Source organism: Enterococcus sp. AZ040 (genome assembly GCF_050499185.1).
Classification (GTDB): domain Bacteria; phylum Bacillota; class Bacilli; order Lactobacillales; family Enterococcaceae; genus Enterococcus_D; species Enterococcus_D entomosocium.
In genome coordinates this window covers 663,805-680,000 of record NZ_JBMHEW010000001.1, presented here as the reverse complement: position 1 = coordinate 680,000, position 16,196 = coordinate 663,805, and the positions used below count along the sequence as shown (strand labels likewise).

At 44.8% G+C, this 16,196-nt stretch carries 16 protein-coding genes, 2 rRNA genes and 1 other RNA gene (1 of these 19 running past the window's edge); 4 read left to right on the top strand and 15 right to left on the bottom strand.

The window, feature by feature from the left end; translation table 11 throughout:
- The 4 genes from IGK63_RS03120 to IGK63_RS03105 all read right to left on the bottom strand — a co-directional run.
- Window positions 1–143 (bottom strand): 23S ribosomal RNA (locus IGK63_RS03120); it reaches 2,772 nt to the left of the window's first position.
- Window positions 144–372: 229 nt separating this feature from the next.
- Window positions 373–1,932: ribosomal RNA gene (locus tag IGK63_RS03115) — 16S ribosomal RNA — on the bottom strand.
- Together the 16S and 23S rRNA genes form the textbook arrangement of a ribosomal RNA operon.
- 565 nt (window positions 1,933–2,497) lie before the next feature.
- Window positions 2,498–2,860, bottom strand: coding sequence for a hypothetical protein (locus IGK63_RS03110; protein ID WP_034871858.1), 363 nt, complete (start codon window positions 2,858–2,860; stop codon window positions 2,498–2,500).
- Window positions 2,861–2,927: 67 nt separating this feature from the next.
- The gene (locus IGK63_RS03105) at window positions 2,928–3,308 is read right to left on the bottom strand and encodes a CvfD/Ygs/GSP13 family RNA-binding post-transcriptional regulator (protein WP_034871860.1); all 381 of its coding nucleotides are present in this window, start codon (window positions 3,306–3,308) and stop codon (window positions 2,928–2,930) included.
- A gap of 94 nt (window positions 3,309–3,402) precedes the next feature.
- On the opposite strand from IGK63_RS03105, the gene IGK63_RS03100 reads away from it, so the two are divergent.
- Window positions 3,403–4,584: a MalY/PatB family protein gene (locus tag IGK63_RS03100; protein WP_034871862.1), complete on the top strand. Its 1,182-nt coding sequence runs from the start codon at window positions 3,403–3,405 to the stop codon at window positions 4,582–4,584.
- An 87-nt stretch (window positions 4,585–4,671) separates the two neighbouring features.
- Here the strand turns inward: IGK63_RS03100 and IGK63_RS03095 are convergent, their stop codons facing one another.
- Window positions 4,672–5,259 carry a peptidylprolyl isomerase gene (locus IGK63_RS03095; RefSeq protein ID WP_005227659.1) on the bottom strand — a complete coding sequence of 196 codons (588 nt, stop codon included), beginning with the start codon at window positions 5,257–5,259 and terminating at the stop codon, window positions 4,672–4,674.
- 140 nt (window positions 5,260–5,399) lie between these two features.
- Between IGK63_RS03095 and IGK63_RS03090 the strand changes: the two genes are divergently transcribed.
- The 3 genes from IGK63_RS03090 (at window position 5,400) to IGK63_RS03080 (ending at window position 7,642) form a co-directional block, all read left to right on the top strand.
- A complete protein-coding gene (locus IGK63_RS03090) occupies window positions 5,400–6,377 on the top strand; it encodes an NAD(P)/FAD-dependent oxidoreductase (RefSeq protein WP_010748839.1) in 978 nt (325 codons plus the stop codon).
- Between the two features lie 5 nt (window positions 6,378–6,382).
- Window positions 6,383–7,024: a bis(5'-nucleosyl)-tetraphosphatase (symmetrical) YqeK gene (yqeK, locus tag IGK63_RS03085; protein WP_016611249.1), complete on the top strand. Its 642-nt coding sequence runs from the start codon at window positions 6,383–6,385 to the stop codon at window positions 7,022–7,024.
- Window positions 7,025–7,132: 108 nt separating this feature from the next.
- Entirely contained in the window at window positions 7,133–7,642 is a 510-nt protein-coding gene (locus tag IGK63_RS03080) for a phosphatidylglycerophosphatase A family protein (RefSeq protein WP_005227653.1), read from the top strand.
- Between the two features lie 55 nt (window positions 7,643–7,697).
- Here IGK63_RS03080 and IGK63_RS03075 read toward each other — a convergent pair whose 3' ends face one another.
- The 10 genes from IGK63_RS03075 to IGK63_RS03030 form a co-directional block, all read right to left on the bottom strand.
- Window positions 7,698–8,336, bottom strand: a complete 639-nt coding sequence (locus IGK63_RS03075; RefSeq protein WP_016611250.1) for a TIGR01906 family membrane protein — start codon at window positions 8,334–8,336, stop codon at window positions 7,698–7,700.
- Window positions 8,333–9,103: a TIGR01457 family HAD-type hydrolase gene (locus IGK63_RS03070; RefSeq protein ID WP_016611251.1), complete on the bottom strand. Its 771-nt coding sequence runs from the start codon at window positions 9,101–9,103 to the stop codon at window positions 8,333–8,335. Before IGK63_RS03070 ends, IGK63_RS03075 begins: the two co-directional genes overlap by 4 nt.
- Before the next feature lies 1 nt (window position 9,104).
- Window positions 9,105–9,725, bottom strand: a complete 621-nt coding sequence (locus IGK63_RS03065) for a YutD family protein (protein WP_016611252.1) — start codon at window positions 9,723–9,725, stop codon at window positions 9,105–9,107.
- A gap of 88 nt (window positions 9,726–9,813) precedes the next feature.
- Entirely contained in the window at window positions 9,814–11,196 is a 1,383-nt protein-coding gene (locus IGK63_RS03060) for a bifunctional metallophosphatase/5'-nucleotidase (RefSeq protein WP_016611253.1), read from the bottom strand.
- A gap of 633 nt (window positions 11,197–11,829) precedes the next feature.
- An RNA gene (ffs, locus tag IGK63_RS03055) (signal recognition particle sRNA small type) lies at window positions 11,830–11,916 on the bottom strand.
- 29 nt (window positions 11,917–11,945) lie between these two features.
- On the bottom strand, window positions 11,946–12,452 hold the full coding sequence (tadA, locus tag IGK63_RS03050; protein ID WP_005231990.1) for a tRNA adenosine(34) deaminase TadA: 507 nt from the start codon (window positions 12,450–12,452) through the stop codon (window positions 11,946–11,948).
- Between the two features lie 131 nt (window positions 12,453–12,583).
- On the bottom strand, window positions 12,584–12,919 hold the full coding sequence (locus IGK63_RS03045) for a hypothetical protein (protein ID WP_005227636.1): 336 nt from the start codon (window positions 12,917–12,919) through the stop codon (window positions 12,584–12,586).
- A gap of 68 nt (window positions 12,920–12,987) precedes the next feature.
- A complete protein-coding gene (locus IGK63_RS03040) occupies window positions 12,988–14,355 on the bottom strand; it encodes an RsmB/NOP family class I SAM-dependent RNA methyltransferase (protein ID WP_034871865.1) in 1,368 nt (455 codons plus the stop codon).
- Window positions 14,356–14,494: 139 nt separating this feature from the next.
- Window positions 14,495–15,130 carry a YczE/YyaS/YitT family protein gene (locus IGK63_RS03035; RefSeq protein WP_008378064.1) on the bottom strand — a complete coding sequence of 212 codons (636 nt, stop codon included), beginning with the start codon at window positions 15,128–15,130 and terminating at the stop codon, window positions 14,495–14,497.
- Between the two features lie 205 nt (window positions 15,131–15,335).
- The gene (locus tag IGK63_RS03030) at window positions 15,336–16,139 is read right to left on the bottom strand and encodes a MerR family transcriptional regulator (protein ID WP_016611256.1); all 804 of its coding nucleotides are present in this window, start codon (window positions 16,137–16,139) and stop codon (window positions 15,336–15,338) included.
- Window positions 16,140–16,196 lie beyond the last annotated feature (57 nt).

Here is a 16,196-nt window from a genome sequence, read left to right as displayed (position 1 = left end):
CTATAAAAGATGCTGGGTTCCCCCATTCGGAAATCTCTGGATCATAGCTTACTTACAGCTCCCCAAAGCATATCGGTGTTAGTCCCGTCCTTCATCGGCTCCTAGTGCCAAGGCATCCACCGTGCGCCCTTATTCACTTAACCTTTGACCTTACGGTCGGTTTTGAGTACTTCTTCTAGCGATAGAAGGTTGCTCAAGAAAATAAGCGTTGAACTTATTAAAAAACTCTTTTAACATTTCAACTCGGTGTGTGTTACTTGTTTTGATTATTTCTTCGATATCCAGTTTTCAATGAACAAATTTTGTTTGAGAGTAAACCTCTCAAAACTGAACAAAGGCAAACGATGTGTAGTCTTCCGAAATATTCCTTAGAAAGGAGGTGATCCAGCCGCACCTTCCGATACGGCTACCTTGTTACGACTTCACCCCAATCATCTATCCCACCTTAGGCGGCTGGCTCCAAAAAGGTTACCTCACCGACTTCGGGTGTTACAAACTCTCGTGGTGTGACGGGCGGTGTGTACAAGGCCCGGGAACGTATTCACCGCGGCGTGCTGATCCGCGATTACTAGCGATTCCGGCTTCATGTAGGCGAGTTGCAGCCTACAATCCGAACTGAGAGAAGCTTTAAGAGATTAGCTTAGCCTCGCGACTTCGCAACTCGTTGTACTTCCCATTGTAGCACGTGTGTAGCCCAGGTCATAAGGGGCATGATGATTTGACGTCATCCCCACCTTCCTCCGGTTTGTCACCGGCAGTCTCGCTAGAGTGCCCAACTAAATGATGGCAACTAACAATAAGGGTTGCGCTCGTTGCGGGACTTAACCCAACATCTCACGACACGAGCTGACGACAACCATGCACCACCTGTCACTTTGCCCCCGAAGGGGAAGCTCTATCTCTAGAGTGGTCAAAGGATGTCAAGACCTGGTAAGGTTCTTCGCGTTGCTTCGAATTAAACCACATGCTCCACCGCTTGTGCGGGCCCCCGTCAATTCCTTTGAGTTTCAACCTTGCGGTCGTACTCCCCAGGCGGAGTGCTTAATGCGTTTGCTGCAGCACTGAAGGGCGGAAACCCTCCAACACTTAGCACTCATCGTTTACGGCGTGGACTACCAGGGTATCTAATCCTGTTCGCTCCCCACGCTTTCGAGCCTCAGCGTCAGTTACAGACCAGAGAGCCGCCTTCGCCACTGGTGTTCCTCCATATATCTACGCATTTCACCGCTACACATGGAATTCCACTCTCCTCTTCTGCACTCAAGTCTCCCAGTTTCCAATGACCCTCCCCGGTTGAGCCGGGGGCTTTCACATCAGACTTAAGAAACCGCCTGCGCTCGCTTTACGCCCAATAAATCCGGACAACGCTTGCCACCTACGTATTACCGCGGCTGCTGGCACGTAGTTAGCCGTGGCTTTCTGGTTAGATACCGTCAAGGGATGAACGTTCTACTCTCATCCTTGTTCTTCTCTAACAACAGAGTTTTACGATCCGAAAACCTTCTTCACTCACGCGGCGTTGCTCGGTCAGACTTTCGTCCATTGCCGAAGATTCCCTACTGCTGCCTCCCGTAGGAGTCTGGGCCGTGTCTCAGTCCCAGTGTGGCCGATCACCCTCTCAGGTCGGCTATGCATCGTTGCCTTGGTGAGCCGTTACCTCACCAACTAGCTAATGCACCGCGGGTCCATCCATCAGTGACGCAAAAGCGCCTTTCAACTTTCTTCCATGCGGAAAATAGTGTTATACGGTATTAGCACCTGTTTCCAAGTGTTATCCCCTTCTGATGGGCAGGTTACCCACGTGTTACTCACCCGTTCGCCACTCTTTTTCTTTCGGTGGAGCAAGCTCCGGTGAAAGAAAAAGCGTTCGACTTGCATGTATTAGGCACGCCGCCAGCGTTCGTCCTGAGCCAGGATCAAACTCTCATAATGATTTGTTTGAATGACCATACGGTCATTAAGCTCATAAAAATTAACTTTGCTAGCTATTGCTTGCATGTATTTGTTTCAATAAATTGAAACATCCTACACATTGGTTCGTTTGCTTGCTTTGTTCAGTTTTCAAAGGTCTACCGTGCTGTGTTAGCAACTTTTATATCATATCAGAGTGACAGTTGATTGTCAACTCTTTTTTAAAAGTTTTTTTCGCTCGTTGTTTTTCAACTTCGCAGCGGCTGTCTCAGCGACTTCATTAGAATAACAAATGATTTGTTATTTGTCAACAACTTTTTTTAATTAATTTTGTTGATGTATCAACATCGATTAACTGTTTTAAAATTGCGACTTCGTTATAATATCATCTGTTTCATTTTTGGTCAAGTCTTTTTTTGAAGTTTTTTCAAAAGCATTTTTGACCCGCTGACTCAATTGCCAACGTTGACTAATTTACCATTCTTCTTGACTCAGGTCAAGGAAATATTTCATTTTATTTACAAAAAGTTTTCAATAAAAAAAGACCGTCATAACGGTCTTCAGTCTTTTCACTAGTATACAGTTGCTAAAAGAACGGAACGCCTTCAATCTTATAGTCTTCGATGATCTTACGAAAGATATTGGGCTCTTCCCACGCATACCCTTCTGGCAGCTGTTGCGTTTGTCCTGCTTCTTGTGTTTCAAAAACAAATAAAGGAATGTTTTGCGTATCAATGTTGCCATTTGTGAGTTCAACGAGTTCGATCGCTGTCACATCAAGGTGGATACGGTCTTTAAACAATTGTAAGATCGTAGCCAAGCCGGTTTTATCTTCAGAAAAATCCGTTGACGCTAATTCCGCAGTGCCTTCGTGTATTTGCATCAAAAATCGTTTCGAACCATTTGCTAAGTGCATCATAACTGTACCCGCTACTTTTTTGGATCCCAAAATACCCACCTCAGTTATTCATCTGTTTGTAAACTAATTTTAGCACATTTTCAGAAAATATGCACGATTATCTGTTGCTGTTTTCTTTTTCTAACATTTCTTTGGCTTCTTTCACCCACACTGGTAAAGCTTCTCCAATCGTACGGAAACCGATCCGCTTATTCTTATTTGTAAAGTAGCGTTTACGCTTAAAGGGTGGCTGAACAAAACTTGATTCCAATGTACGGCGGGACAAACTGATCTTTTGGCTGTATTCGTCAATATCAATGATTTGTACACGGATCTTTTGCCCGATCTGTAAGACATCATGGATATTTTTGGTAAACCCGGATTGGATCTCTGAAACATGGATCAAGCCTTGCGTTTCTTTATCTAACGAAACAAATGCACCATAGGGTTGAATCCCAGTGACTGTTCCTTCTATAATGTTCCCGATTTGATAATTCATAGTCTTTCCTCTCTTTTCCACTTTCATTATACTTGAACTAGTGGTAGATTTGAAGCATCAGAAACAACGTTGCACAATAATAGGAGGGAAACGCATGATCAATTTTGACAAAGTCCATCCCCGCTTAAACACCAATAGCGTCAAATGGGACAGCATTGCAAAAACCTACAAGGAAGAAAACCTGCTGCCACTTTGGGTAGCGGATATGGATTTTCTGGCACCAGAACCTGTGAAAAAAGCGTTAGAAAAAGCAGTTGCCCAAGGGATCTATGGCTATTCCATCGTTCCTGATTCGCTACTTGATTCCATCATTGATTGGCAGCAAAGACGTCACGGTTATACCATCAATAAAAAAGCGATTCTTTTTAATAGCGGTGTCGTCCCTAGTATTGCCCTGGCGATCCAAAGTTACACCCAAGAAGGAGATGCCGTACTGATCCACGATCCGGTCTACCATCCCTTTGCCCAGGTTGTCAAAAATAATCAGCGTACCTTAATTCAAGAACCGTTACTGGAAAAAGATGGCCACTTCGTCATCGATTTTGAGGCGATGGAACAAACCATCATCGAAAAGAAAGTAAAATTGTTTCTTCTATGTAATCCGCATAATCCTGGTGGCCGGGTATGGTCCAAAGAAGAACTACTGGCGATCGGCCGTATTTGTCAAAAACATCAAGTGATCGTTGTCAGTGATGAGATTCATCAAGACATCGTTTTTGCGCCAAATCACTTTGTTTCTTTCCAAACAGTTGAGCCAAACTTTGCCGATTTTTCAATCATCTTGACTTCAGCAACCAAGACCTTTAATTTAGCTGGGATCAAAAATTCGATGGTATTCATCAAAGATAAAACCTTGCGCAGCCAATTTGCAAAAACACAGGAGCGTAACGTTCAAGGGGAGATCAATACGTTTGGATTGATCGCTACTGAAGCAGCGTATCGTGAATCTGAAGAATGGTTAGAAGAACTATTGTCCTACTTAGAGGCAAATCGCACCTTTGTCTGTGACTTTTTGACTGACCAACTGCCAACCGTGTCGTTTCAAAAGCCTGAAGGTACTTACTTGATCTGGCTAGATTTTTCTGCCTATGGCCTAACGGACAATCAGCTACAAAGAAAACTGATCAAAGAAGCCAGCGTCGTGTTGAATCAAGGAAGTATCTTTGGTCCCCACGGGAGTCACCATATGCGGCTAAACTTTGCCTGCCCTAAAGAGCTATTAGAAAAAGCACTCAATCAAATCGCCGCCGCGTTTAAAGACCAACCGATCGATTAACGCTTACGTGTAAAAAAAGAACCCTAAAGCTGCCATTTCAACGGTCTCCTGAGGATGACCGTTGAAACTGCTTTGGGTTCTTTTGTTTTATTCGCTGATTTCGATCGTTTCGATCACTACATCATGCACTGGGCGATCTTGTGGTCCCCGTTGCACGCCAGCAATTTCATCAACAACTGACATTCCTTCGATCACATGACCGAAGACTGTGTGACGGAAATCTAACCAAGGAGTACCACCTGCTTGATAGGCTTCGATGATTTCAGCTGGATAACCAGCACCTTCTAATTGACCTAACATGTTGCTAGGAACATTTTGGTTGTTTACGATGAAAAACTGACTGCCGTTAGTATTCGGACCAGCGTTTGCCATGGATAAAGCGCCACGAAGATTGAACAACTCTTTTGAAAATTCATCTTCAAAGCTGCCGCCATAGATACTTTCGCCGCCCATCCCTGTACCAGTTGGATCGCCGCCTTGAATCATAAAATCAGGAATGACACGGTGGAAGATGATCCCATCGTAATACCCTTTTTTCGCTAATTCAACGAAGTTCTTCACTGTTTTTGGTGCCAATTCTGGGAACAATTGTACAACTACATCCCCACGATTGGTTTTGATGACTGCTTTATGGCCAGTTTGTTTTTCTAATGCTAACTGTGGAAATTCAGACACATTAACTCCTCCTTCTCTCTCATAAATCCATGATAGCAGAAAATTGAAAAAATGCTAGTTTGGATAATTTTTGCTATAATGAAGCTATTCGTACACTACGAACACGCTTCACCCCAACGTGGTTAGAAAAGAGGAATAACATGGATATTTTTGATATAACGATTATCGGCGCGGGACCTAGCGGGATGTTTTCTGCTTTCTATGCCGGTATGCGTAACGCCAAAACCAAGATCATCGACAGCTTGCCGCAATTAGGCGGTCAGCTTGCTACTTTATACCCAGAAAAATACATCTACGATATCCCAGGTTATCCGAAAATCAAAGCGGGCGATCTTGTCCAAAACCTGGAAAAACAGTTGACGACCTTCAATCACCAATATTGTTTAGAAGAAACCGTCTTGTCGGTCGAAAAACAAGAAGACTATATCGAAGTCACCACCGACAAAGGAATCCATTACTCGAAAGCCGTGATTTTGGCTTTAGGAAACGGCTCCTTCCAGCCACGCAAACTGACTTTGCCAGAAAGCGAGCGGTTTGAAGGATACGGCTTAGACTATTTTGTCACCGATTTGATGAAGTATGCCGGACGCAAAGTAGCGATCGCCGGTGGCGGCGATTCTGCCATCGATTGGGCATTGATGCTGGAGCCGATCGCTAGTGAAGTCTACTTGATCCATCGCCGTCCTGAATTTCGTGCTCATGAACATAGCGTCAGCAAATTGCAAGCTTCTGCCGTCAACATTTTGACTCCCTATGTGATCCAAGAGATTCAAGGAGAGCAACGTTTGACTGGTGTCTCGTTGCAGCAAGTCAAAGGTGATGAAACGGTCAGCCTTTCATTGGATGCTTTAATCGTCAATTACGGTTTTTCTTCCACATTGAACATCAAGGATTGGGGCATGAAAAGCAGCCGCCAAGGAGTCTTCGTCTCTTCAGATATGAGCACGTCTGTTCCTGGGATCTATGGCTGTGGGGATGTCGTTTTATACGATGGAAAAGTCGACCTGATCGCTACTGGTTTCGGGGAAGCCCCAACTGCGGTGAACAATGCGCTCCACTACATTGATCCCAAAACGCGGACACAACCTGCCCATAGTACAAGTCTTTTTAAGGAGTAGCTGAGATGAAACAAGCTGGTCAACGTCAACTTGCCGCCTATAACCACCCTTTACAGGGGGAGACCATCACCGAGCAAATGGTTCAGTATCTGGAAGCCTTCGATCATGCCGAAACGGCGGTCCACAATCTGGCCGTTGCCCAAGAAGCCAAAGGATTGGCAGAACGGTTTCAAGTCAATGCGGATAAAGCTTACTTGGCAGGACTGCTGCACGATGTCAGCGTCGTCATCCCTAATGAACAACGAATTTCCTTGCAAATAGCGGTAGGCGAACCGATCTTAGACGCGAAGAGGCAAGCACCTTTTTTGCTGCATCAGCAGCAATCCGCTTTGTTGGCAAAAACGGTTTTTCAGGTGTCTGATCCAGACATTCTGTCCGCCATCAGCTGTCATACCACCTTAAAGACCCATTATCGTCGTCTCGATCTACTCGTTTTTTTAGCCGACAAAATCAAATGGGATCGCAAAGATCAAGCGCCTTTCTTAATCGGCTTATTAGACCGCCTCGATGATTCCTTGGAAGCCGCCGCTGGGTATTATATGGACTGGCTTTTTGCTGGTGACTTGGTGGTCCCCCATCCTTGGGCAGTGGCAGCCCAAGCAGAACTAGCAAACACCTGTGCTTCAATGGATGTCAGAAGGGACTAAAACCCAAATGGCATTGGTTGCAACTGGAATAAGGCACTACTTATGATTGCAATCCATCAGTCGCACGTTGACTTTTGAATAAACTATTTTTACATGGAGGGGAACTATATGGTATTAGAAAGCAAAACACTTGAAGACAAAGCAAGAGAATTGTTGGCCGACCGCGGTGTCTCACTGCAAGACATCGGCGAATTGGTGATGTTCTTGCAAAAAGATTACATTGAAGGCATCACGTTGGAGATGTGTATCGAAAGCGTCAACGCTGTCTTAAGCAAGCGGGAAGTCCACAACACGATTTTGACGGGTGTCCAATTGGATATTTTGGCAGAAGAAAATCAACTGCTGCATCCACTGCAAGAAATCGTCAAAGAAGACGAAGGGCTTTATGGGATCGATGAGATCCTCGCACTATCCATCGTCAATGTGTACGGCTCCATCGGTTTTACTAACTACGGATACATTGATAAAGTCAAACCGGGCATTTTGAAAGAACTGAATAAGCACGACGGTCCCCGCGTTCACACCTTTTTAGATGATATCGTAGGTGCCATTGCCGCTTCTGCCGCAAGTCGCTTAGCCCATCAACACCCAAGTAAATCTCATTACATCACGCAATAAAAAAAGACCAACGATCCGCCTTCTTCAAAGGAAGTGGATCGTTGGTCTTTTTTCATTACGCTGTTTTTTTCAAGCCTCGTTTGCCCCACCAATAGAAAGCAAAAAAGAAGACTTCAATCAAGACAAAAAAGAGAATAAAGCAATGCATGAAAAACGTTTCTGGCAATACGTTGATGATCGGATCGGTGGCTGGATTAAATAGCCAATCGTCGTTACTGAAGAAAATCTCATGGAACGTAACGAAAAAGCGATCAAAGCCGACTGCCATCAAAAACCCGAAAATCAGCGGCAAAATCATCCCCCATTGAGAGGGACGAATCAAGCGCCATTGCTGTTGTTTTTGCCGTAACCGATTGACGAACCAGATACTGGGCAGCACCGTGACGATCATCACGGCATAATTTAATAGAAACAACTGCTTCACATCGTAAAAATGCCCAGCGCCAGCTTCAGACATTGGAAAATCGGGCAAGGCGAGCGTACTTGCAAAGGGATTGTTTAGAAAATCTAGCAATAAGCCATAGTTCTTCAACAACTCTTCTCTTGTTAGCGAGGTATAATCCAGCAGATTTAAGTGATCGACATCAAACCAATATAACGGTCGAAAATTGATCGTTAGGGTGATCGCTAGACTGACCAAAAACAAAAACAAGCAGACAAATCCTAAGCGTTCAAGCCACACTTGTTTTTTCATTGTTCAAAATCCCACTCATCTAAAGAATCAACCACATAGGTTGGTGCTACTGGTAATGTCGGAACTGCCGCTTTCGGGGTAAATCCAGATAATACGAGCAAAGAATCGATCCCGTTTTGGATCCCCGAACGGATATCCGTTTCATAATTGTCCCCCACCATCAAGACCTCTTCTTTTGATAAGCCGATGTGTGCCACCGCTTTTTCCATAATGATGGCTTCTGGTTTGCCAATAAAAATCGGTTGCATTTGGGTGGCAGTCTCCACCATTGCAATCAGTGAACCCGCACCTGGCAACAAGCCTCTTTCCGTCGGGATATTTTTGTCTGGATTGGTCCCGATAAAGGTAGCTCCTTTTTGGATCGCTAACGTTGCTAAAACAAATTTTTCATACGTCACGTGGTTGTCTAAACCAACCACGACATAATCCGGATTGGTTTCTTCCCACTCAAACCCAGCAGCTAAGATCAAATCGATCAACCCCGCTTCGCCGATCACAAACACTTTGCGGCTTTTGCCATGGTCTTTCATAAAATCGATCGTTGCCAAGCTTGCGGTATAGATCGTTTCTGGTGCCACGTGAATCGAAAATTCATCCGCCAATCGCTGTGCCACGACTTCGGGACTGCGGGTCGTATTGTTGGTCACAAATAAATAAGGCAGTCCTTTTTCTTGTAAGGATTCTACGAAGCGTTTCCCAGCAGGAATCGGCTCTTTTCCTAAATAAATCGTGCCGTCTAGATCAATCAAATAACCTTTATATTTCATCTTATTCTTCCCTTTGTCGAATCGTAAACTCTTTTTTGCCTTTTTTCACCGTAGTTGTTTCGGTTTTTTTGACGTTTTTTTCTTTTGGTTTACGATTTTTAATCGTTGGTTTGCTTTTCTTCTGCGGAATTGCTTCACGCTTTTCTTCTATATGTGCGTTTTGTTGTGTAGTTTGATTTTGATTCGTTTGAGCTGGCTTTTTCTTACGTCTTCGGGAGGTACTTTTTTCTTTCTTGCCGCCAACCCTCTGGATCACGAAATAGGCACAACCGAAGTTGCAATACTCATACAAATAGTCTTCCAGCATGTCAATGCGCTGATCGGGTAATGCTTTGCGGTTATCCTTTTCAAAGAAGCCTTTCAAGCGTAGCTGTTCATAACCCCAATCACCTACGATATAATCATAGCGTGCCAAAACTTCACTGTAACGCTCACCAAGTTTTTCAGGATCGAAGCCTTCACGATAATCCATGACCAATTTGTATTGTCGATTGCCAATCATTAATTCTTCATCATTCAACAAAGTCACCAACTCGCCTTTTTGCGGTTGTTTCTCTGGTTCTTCAATAATTTCTTCTAGTACAGATGTCATTTCATCTGTGATCGTTTGTTTTTCGGTCATTTTTTCACCACCTGCTGTTTATTATACCTTGTTTTATTCCTCAATGATAGTCGCGGTTTTCCTAAAAAAACCACTGGAGGAGTACCAACTACTGAATAGGGTATTTCTGACTCAAGTAATCACCGACCACCGTCCGAATAAAGTCTGGAAAAAGAAACTCAACAGTTCCAGCAATCTCGATCGTCGGGAAAAACGGAATAAACAAGTAGTGATCCACAAGAGTCAACGTGTAGCTTTGAGAGACATCAACTGGTTCTTGCTTCCACAAAACTTGGTGGTTTTTTTCATCAAAGCGAATGCCTTCATAAACCAGTTCGCCAAAAATCTTCCCTCGAAAGCCCATCCCCATAATTGGGAAATTGCGCAAAAAGTTGCGATTTTTTTCCATCTCTAAGACCAATCGAATGACATCCGCGCCTTGCAGCGTCACTCGAATCAAATGCATCGGATGGGGCAAAATCGTGTGCAGCTGATCTTGATCGACCCGTCCTTGTGGTAAATCATCTAAAAATAGCCCCGTATTTAAGATGGCGGTATCCGTCTGTCCTTTGGCACATAATGCCAAAAGAGCCTCCCGAACCAAGGAATGTTCACTTTGCCAATCCCTCGTAAACGCTGCTGGAATTTCTGCCACCTGATTTGCCCGCAGCAAGCGATGGCCGATCGATAGATATTCGGAGATCTCGTCCTCATCTTGCGGAAAAGCCACCAACGAATCCGTCGGAATCACACGTGCGCGATGCTTGATCGGGCGGTGGTGATCATCTAAGACCACTTCGACTTCGCCAATGTTAAAACCAAACTTGCCAGCTGCGCCAATTTGAACCCCATTGATGACTTCGCCCTTTTCAAACAAATGGTGCGTGTGGGAACCTAATATAACATCTAACTCTGGAAAGTCCCTCGCAATCTGGCGGTCAGCATTGATGCCTAGATGGCTCATCAAGACCAGCAGATCGACCTCGGGGCGCAAATGCTGCACCAATGAAGGCAAAATCTCCAAGGGTTCGCGAATGTCCCAACCGTTGGGGGCATATGTTAGCGGAAACGGTGCCGTAAAAGCGATCAAGCCGATTTTGGCTCCTTGATTGCTTTCCATGATTTTGTATTCTTGTGCCCACTTTGGCGGACGCAAATCCTTTTTATCAAATAAGTTGCCTAAAATGACCGGAAATGCTGCTTGGTCATACAGATGCTGCAAGACCTCTTTGGGATTTCCGACTCCCTCATTGTTCCCAATCGTCACCGCATCATAATGCCCTTGATTCATCAAGTCGACATTCGCCTTGCCGTCAGTTGCTTCTGTCAAAGGATGCCAGCGATCGACAAAGTCGCCTAAGTCGACCGCGATCACTGTCTCTTCGGTCGTATCCGCTTCTCGTTTTCTTTGATCCAAATAACGCCGCATCTTCGGCCAATGTTCTAGGTGGGAATGCAGATCGTTGGTATGGATAATCGTAATTTTTTCCATTGTGCGCCTCTTTTCAAATACGTCGCCTGAAATCACTATCCGTTTCTCTTGGCATCAAGGGTTGCCAGTAGAAAGACGACGGAATTCTCTACAAAATAAGCATAGCATAAAATCTCTGGGAAACCATTGGAATGCTTGGAAAAGAATGGTGACTTTTTGTAAAAAAGAAACAGTTACAGTGACAGTTGTTCAAAAGAAAAAATCACTTTTCTGACTGTAAAAAGGAAAGTGATTTTTTCTGGTTATTTGGGGGAATTGCAACCGATAACACGACGGCGGCAATTTGTTGAAGCGAAAATAAAGAGTTCTTGAAACGACGATTCTATCGAATATCGAGAGCAGGTATTCCATGTTTCAGTTCGTCAGAACTACTGATTCTTTGAGAGTACAAAAATCGCCAACGGAAAAGTTATCAGAGTAAGGTTCTAAACAGGAATAAAGCCTTTGTATCAAAAATACAACTTACCCCTCTGAGAGCTGCTATCGATTGCCTAGATTTAAAGCAGAATACAATTAGAACAGCCCTTGGTGTCACAAAGACTTTCAGACAATAAAAAAACCTAAGACAGTCTGTCTCAGGTTTGAATGATCATCGATTCAATTAGTACTACTGCTTTCTTCAAAACAAGCAGTTTTTCAATCAGACACATGGAGAATCCTGCTTAGTGCTGCTTCCTTCCGGATCTGACACGCTTCACAAGACCTCCATTGTCCTAGCCTTTCGGCAAAACTTAGTATAACGTATTTCGTTAGAGATTGCCAGCCTTTTTTTGTTTTTTCTTTTCTCGTAATGCTCGGAAAAAATCTGTTAGCAGCTGGCCGCATGCTTCTTCTAAAATGCCGCCTTCCACATAGGACCAATGGTTGAAGCGCTCATCTTCCAATAAATTCATCAATGTACCAGCAGTGCCGCCTTTGGGATCGTAGGCACCAAAATACACTTCTTCCACCCGTGCCAATAACATCGCCCCACTGCACATCGGGCATGGTTCCAAGGTCACAAACAGCTGCGCTTGTTCTAAGCGCCAACTTCCGACAGTGCGACAGGCTTCCTCGATCGCAAACATCTCCGCATGCGCTGCGGCTTGTTGCTGCGTTTCTCGTAGATTGTGCCCACGACCAATGATTTTGCCATCCAAGACGACGACAGCACCGATCGGTACTTCTGCCACACCTTCTGCTTTTCGGGCTTCTTTGATTGCTTCTTCCATAAAGAACGCTTTTTCCTCGGCAGTCAAGGTACTTGTTTTTTCCACGACTTCACTTTCACTCCTCTACCTCGCACCATTTCGTGCATTTCCTTGTTAGTATAACGAAAAACGCTTAGAAAGACGAGAAAAACTCGCAAAGACCGATGTCCCTGCGAGTTTCAAATGGAATGATTGGCTTAAAAGACGGAATCAACAAAGCTCGTCAACTTGTCTTTGACATGTTCTGTCGAATCTTTGATGTTGTCTCCGTAAACAGAGATTTTGTTGCGGCCCTCATTGACTTTTTTCATCACACCTAACAACGAATCCAATTCATTGTCAGACAAGCCGTCTACGACATCCAACAATTTTTCATTGCCGTTGAATTTGTCATCGACAAATTTCTTTACTTTGTGTCGGTTGCAAGCGAAGCGTACTTTATTGAATACTTTGTCTGATACAACGACGGCAGTAGTGATCCCAGCGATCGCTGCAATGCTTAATCCAATCGTTACTTTTGATGATGTTTTCATATCGATCAGCTCCCTTATTTTGCTACTTCCATCATAGCACGAGGACTGAAATAAAAACACTATTTCGTTTAAATCGCTTTGAATCTTAATCCTTTTGGAAAGAAGTTTTTCACAGTTCCTTGGACTTGTTTTCCAAAACCGACGGGGATCTCATCGACTGTCAAAATCACCCATCCAGCATTTCCTGGCACGCTCATGGTTTCACCTGCCACATACTGCTGCCATTGCGGCAAAGTGATCGGCACTGTCGGTGCCCCTTCTTCTGCATGGATCGCCAATGCCAACGCATAACTAGGTTCGATCCTATTCTTCTTAACGACGCCGACATGCAAACCTGGGCGCATAAACTTGATCCCTTTTAAAGAAGGCATTTCTTCAGGAACGAGCCAGAGGTTTTCTCCTAGCAGCTGAGGTGTCGCATTCAGTGCCTGTAAAAAAGGAAACTCCTTGCGAAAGGCTTGCCACAACTTTTGAGTCGTTGCATCCAATGGGCTCTTGGCTGTCGCTCCTTTGCCTTTTTTCTTCTTTTTCACTGGCGCTGCTTCTGCTTGGGAGGTCAATTTCGCAGCGAAATGACCTTCTCCTTGGTTTAAATGCGGCCATAAGCGGATGGTTTTCTCAATCCCTGGTGCCTCTCCCCACTCGCTGCGCCCATGAGATACATTGGCCAAGTCGATCGCTTCGATTGTGAAGGGATACTCCTCCATTAACCAAGCCATCATCGCTTCGTTTTCTTCAGGGGCAAAGGTACAGGTGGAATAGATCAGCTGGCCCCCCGGTTTTAGCATCGCAACGGCTTGTGCCAAAATGTCTTTTTGCCTGATCGCACACTGATCAGGTGTTTCTGCCTGCCATTCTTCTAAGGCGACGGGATCTTTACGAAACATCCCTTCACCAGAACATGGGGCGTCCACCACGATCTTGTCAAAAAACTGAGGAAAATGGCGGCTCAATTCTTGTGGAGCCTGATTGGTGACGACTACATTCGGAAAGCCCCAACGCTCCACATTTTCTGATAGGATTTTGGCACGCTTCGGGAAAATCTCATTTGCTACAAGCAGCCCTTTTCCTTGTAATTGGCTTGCCAGCTGCGTTGTTTTGCCTCCCGGTGCCGCACATAAATCTAAGACCCGCTCCCCTGGTTGAGCGGCTGCGATCGTTGCCACGATCATCGCACTAGGTTCTTGGCTGTAGACATAGCCAGCTTGATGGAGCAACGAACGGCCTTTGACTTCGCCAATATAAGCCGCTTCTGCATAGGGGGCGGGTACAGCAGCTGGTCCATATTTTGCCAGCATCGCTTGTGCGTGCGGCTTAGCAACATTCAAGCGAAAGCCTTTGACTGGCTGATTATCGGTTAAAGCGGTAAAAAAAGCTGGTGCTTCTTCTCCTAGCAACCGTTGGTATTTTTCAATAAATGGTGTTGGTAATTGCATACTACCCCTCCTCGGCTTTTTTATTCTAGCGACTGAGAAGCAATTATGCAAGAATTCCTTGAGCAAATGGCAAAAAAACTGCAGCTGAGTGAAGTGGGCGACTAAATCGCTTCGACTTCTCTTTGCTGCAGACCTTTTTTTATTTAAAAATCGCTTTTTTGACACTGCTTTCGATGAATGGCTCAGAGACACGATTGTCCCAGAATTTGATCAGTGGGCCCACTAAAAAGGCACTGATGAAGGTTCCGATCCCGATTGGCCCGCCTGTGAAGAGCCCAATCAAGGCAAAGGCAACGTCTTGAATCACCCGCACCACTCGATAGTTGGCTTTCGTCTGATCGACGATGGTTGGGGCGATCGCGTCGTAGGGGGCGCTACCCAAATTCGCTGACATATAAAACGAAGCACCGAAGGTAAAGAAGATGATCCCGATCAACAAGAACAAGCCTTGCTGCCACCAGTTATTTGGACCGACGGATAACCAATCAAAAACGTTGGTATAAAAGTCGATGAAAAATCCTGTCAGCACCATATTGATGACCGTCCCGATGCCGATATGGCGACGGCCAAAGATAAAAATCAATACTAGGACAGCGATATTGATCATCAATTGATAGACCCCAAGGGATAACCCTAGCAGCTCGCCGACACCGATATTGGCTGCTGTGTATGGGTCTAGCCCTACTCCGCCAACCCGCAGCAATGCCGCCCCGAATCCTAAAATGGCGACACCAATCAACGCATAAAGCGAGCGTATTCCTGTTTCTTTTTTCATTAAAATTTCCCCTTTTTTCTCATCTGTTCTTTCAAGTATAACGAGAAAAAAGCAAAATGGGAATTTCAACGCTTCATAGGGCTTTTTGTATGGAAGGGATCTGGCTTAGTCATCTCCTTTGCTTCTATATGAAAAGCCAGCGGCAACCATCATTGCTATTGCGTATCTTAGTTTTCGTTTCTTACAGATACGCGTGCCTCGTCCATTACTCGGGCTTCACTGGAACCATCACTTCAAATATCTGCAATTCTTTTTGTGTGGTAAAGACTTCATCTTGCCATAACAATTCCCAAACATCGCCATCGATTTTCAACTGCTTCTCTTTTAGAAAGGCTTGGATGCGGTGGGTAAAAGCGGCAATTTGTTCTTCTCCCTCACTGACAAATCCAGAAACATACGTACCAGCGGGACGTGTGATGATCAGCTTTTCCGGATAGAGATGTAGCCGATCTTGGGGAATCAAGATCAATGCCCGATAAGGCGATGCGTGAAAAGTCTGATCCTCCAACGTCGTTCCTGCACTTAAAAAGCCGATGGGATAGCCACTGAAGGCATCTTTATAATCCACTAGCGGATAAAAACGGGCGTACACTTGATAAGCAGATTCTGGATCATCGCCAGCGATCTCTTCGGAAACGATAAACGCCTCTGCTTCGTGCTGCGCTATCGTAAAGGTCTCAAAATCGGCTTTCTGTACTTTTTCATAGCGCTGGATGTAGCGATCGAAGGTTCGTTCCAATTCTTGTAGCGCAGCGATTTTGTCACGGACTTGTCCTCGCCGTTCCACAAGTTCCTTTTGCGTGTATTCCGGGTTGCGGTTTTTCAAAAATTGGCGAATGTCTTGCAAGGGCATGTCTAAAGAACGCAACATCAAAATCACGTCTAACTCAAGGCATTGTTCAAAGCCGTAATAGCGATAGCTGTTTTCACCAATCGATTGCGGTTTGAACAAATCGATTTGATCATAATAAATCAATGTGCGCCGACTCACGCCAGCATAAGCGGACATCTCACTGATGGTCAATTGTTTTTTCAAAAAAATTTCACTCCTTGCTTGACTGTAACG

What these genes read in the sequence shown, in the direction of transcription:
- IGK63_RS03105 (WP_034871860.1), bottom strand. Translation starts at nt 3,308, where the DNA reads ATGAATTATCAAATCGGGAACATTATAGAAGGAACAGTCACTGGGATT.
- IGK63_RS03100 (WP_034871862.1), top strand. Translation starts at nt 3,403, where the DNA reads ATGATCAATTTTGACAAAGTCCATCCCCGCTTAAACACCAATAGCGTC.
- IGK63_RS03090 (WP_010748839.1), top strand. Translation starts at nt 5,400, where the DNA reads ATGGATATTTTTGATATAACGATTATCGGCGCGGGACCTAGCGGGATG.
- yqeK (WP_016611249.1), top strand. Translation starts at nt 6,383, where the DNA reads ATGAAACAAGCTGGTCAACGTCAACTTGCCGCCTATAACCACCCTTTA.
- IGK63_RS03080 (WP_005227653.1), top strand. Translation starts at nt 7,133, where the DNA reads ATGGTATTAGAAAGCAAAACACTTGAAGACAAAGCAAGAGAATTGTTG.
- IGK63_RS03075 (WP_016611250.1), bottom strand. Translation starts at nt 8,336, where the DNA reads ATGAAAAAACAAGTGTGGCTTGAACGCTTAGGATTTGTCTGCTTGTTT.
- IGK63_RS03070 (WP_016611251.1), bottom strand. Translation starts at nt 9,103, where the DNA reads ATGAAATATAAAGGTTATTTGATTGATCTAGACGGCACGATTTATTTA.
- IGK63_RS03065 (WP_016611252.1), bottom strand. Translation starts at nt 9,725, where the DNA reads ATGACCGAAAAACAAACGATCACAGATGAAATGACATCTGTACTAGAA.
- IGK63_RS03060 (WP_016611253.1), bottom strand. Translation starts at nt 11,196, where the DNA reads ATGGAAAAAATTACGATTATCCATACCAACGATCTGCATTCCCACCTA.
- IGK63_RS03045 (WP_005227636.1), bottom strand. Translation starts at nt 12,919, where the DNA reads ATGAAAACATCATCAAAAGTAACGATTGGATTAAGCATTGCAGCGATC.
- IGK63_RS03040 (WP_034871865.1), bottom strand. Translation starts at nt 14,355, where the DNA reads ATGCAATTACCAACACCATTTATTGAAAAATACCAACGGTTGCTAGGA.
- IGK63_RS03035 (WP_008378064.1), bottom strand. Translation starts at nt 15,130, where the DNA reads ATGAAAAAAGAAACAGGAATACGCTCGCTTTATGCGTTGATTGGTGTC.
- IGK63_RS03030 (WP_016611256.1), bottom strand. Translation starts at nt 16,139, where the DNA reads ATGTCCGCTTATGCTGGCGTGAGTCGGCGCACATTGATTTATTATGAT.